Here is a 1,700-nt window from a genome sequence, read left to right on the forward strand (position 1 = left end):
CCGCGCCAAGCCCGCACCCTCCAGGTGATCCATGAAACGCGCCCCTCGCAGCCGTCAACGCCATGATTTATATGCGAAATATCACGATTACGACAGCGAAATCAGCGACTTACTTGGAGAATGTGGGACTACTAGATATTGGATGACATCAGAGGAGCAAACGAAGAATGGCGCAGAACCCAAATCACAACTTCACCGAAAACAGTCTGCCAATCGCTATTGGCAACCTTTTTAAAATGAATAACTATGAAGTTGAATATGATGTACATGTGCACGGGGCACAGGTAGACATCGTAGCCAGATCAAAAGGGGATCCATTCTCCCTGCCCGTTTATATTGAAGCAACTATAGAGTATGTCTCAACTGAAAAATATGGGAAGGACACGACAAAGTTTCTGCTTATATCGAAAAAGCAGCCAGGATCGACTTTGCTTTGCATCTCTTCATCTGGATTTACGGCATCAGTGAAAGAGAGGGCAATAGAAAGTGGTGTGCAAGCGCTATCATATGATGACCTATTTGCGCGATTCGAGAAATTTTCGCCATATATAGAATTGATAAAGACGCGAGACTCAACAACAAAACTTATCGAAACCTATGAAGAGCCATTCTTTAATGACAGCAAAGGAAAAGATGTCGCCACAAAGTGGCTTGGCTACTGGAAAGGATACGCACCAGAGGAAGCCAAATGGTTAATCATACTGGGCGAGTATGGGACGGGCAAAACATCACTCACCAGGGTGCTTCAGCATCGCTGGCTAAGTGACTACCATGGCGATCCCTCGCAGCCAATTCCAATACGAATTGAACTCAGAAATTTCAGCAGGCAATTTGATGCCTATGGCTTACTCCATCACTTTTTGGATGCAAACAAACTAAGCCATGTTTCCATCGACTTTATGCTCCACCTCATCAGAACTGGTCGAGTAATTTTGCTTCTAGATGGTTATGACGAAATGGCCCAATTCATGAATAGTCGTGAAAGACGAGCTTGCTTGGCCGCATTAGCTGAACTCGCAAAAGATGGCGCGAAAGGAATTTTAACAAGCAGACCCAACTATTTTTCCGAAAGCGAGGAACTAAATGTTTTCGAAGCGCTTTATCGAAATTTAGAGCAGCAAAGATATTATCTCTCAAAAAAAGACTCGGAGTTTATCGAAAGTGAGCGTATCGTTGATGCCCTTGTAGAACGCTATGTTCTCAATAGGTACGAAAGAAATCTACAAGATTTAACACCAGAACAAACAGAGTCACTCGTTAAAAGGAGTTTAGCAAAAAATCCAACAGGGCAACGAATTGTTCTATCAATATTAAACAGGGTTTTCAGAGAGGAGGCTCTCGGGACACGCCAAGCTTTGTCTGGAAAGCCAGTGATTGTCTCCTATCTTCTAGAGCTAGTCGAGGAAATACAGAAAGCTCAGGATGCTGATACTTCAGCCAACACGATAACAGAATGGGATATATACAAGCTAATTAGTCGGCCTTGAATAACTCGTAAGGCACTGATCTAGCTGTGAGATTTTCCGGGCTCGGCGACCTGGATTTGCAGGGTTCGATTGTTTTCGACGACAAACCCTGCGAATCTTGTGGGCATGAAGCACCGCCCGCGCCCGCCGGAACAGGCCGATCTGCTGCGGCCGCGGCTGGTCGACATGATCGATGGGCGGCACGAACTGGTGCGGCTGGCGGCGCTGATCGAC

At 45.8% G+C, this 1,700-nt stretch carries 1 protein-coding gene; it reads left to right on the forward strand.

All coding sequences use genetic code 11. The features are described from left to right. Positions 1–167 precede the first annotated feature (167 nt). A complete protein-coding gene (locus tag ROTAS13_RS24090) occupies positions 168–1,487 on the forward strand; it encodes an NACHT domain-containing NTPase (RefSeq protein WP_083755699.1) in 1,320 nt (439 codons plus the stop codon). Positions 1,488–1,700: the final 213 nt, after the last annotated feature.

Source organism: Roseomonas sp. TAS13 (assembly GCF_001950415.1).
Classification (GTDB): Bacteria; Pseudomonadota; Alphaproteobacteria; order Acetobacterales; family Acetobacteraceae; genus Roseomonas; species Roseomonas mucosa.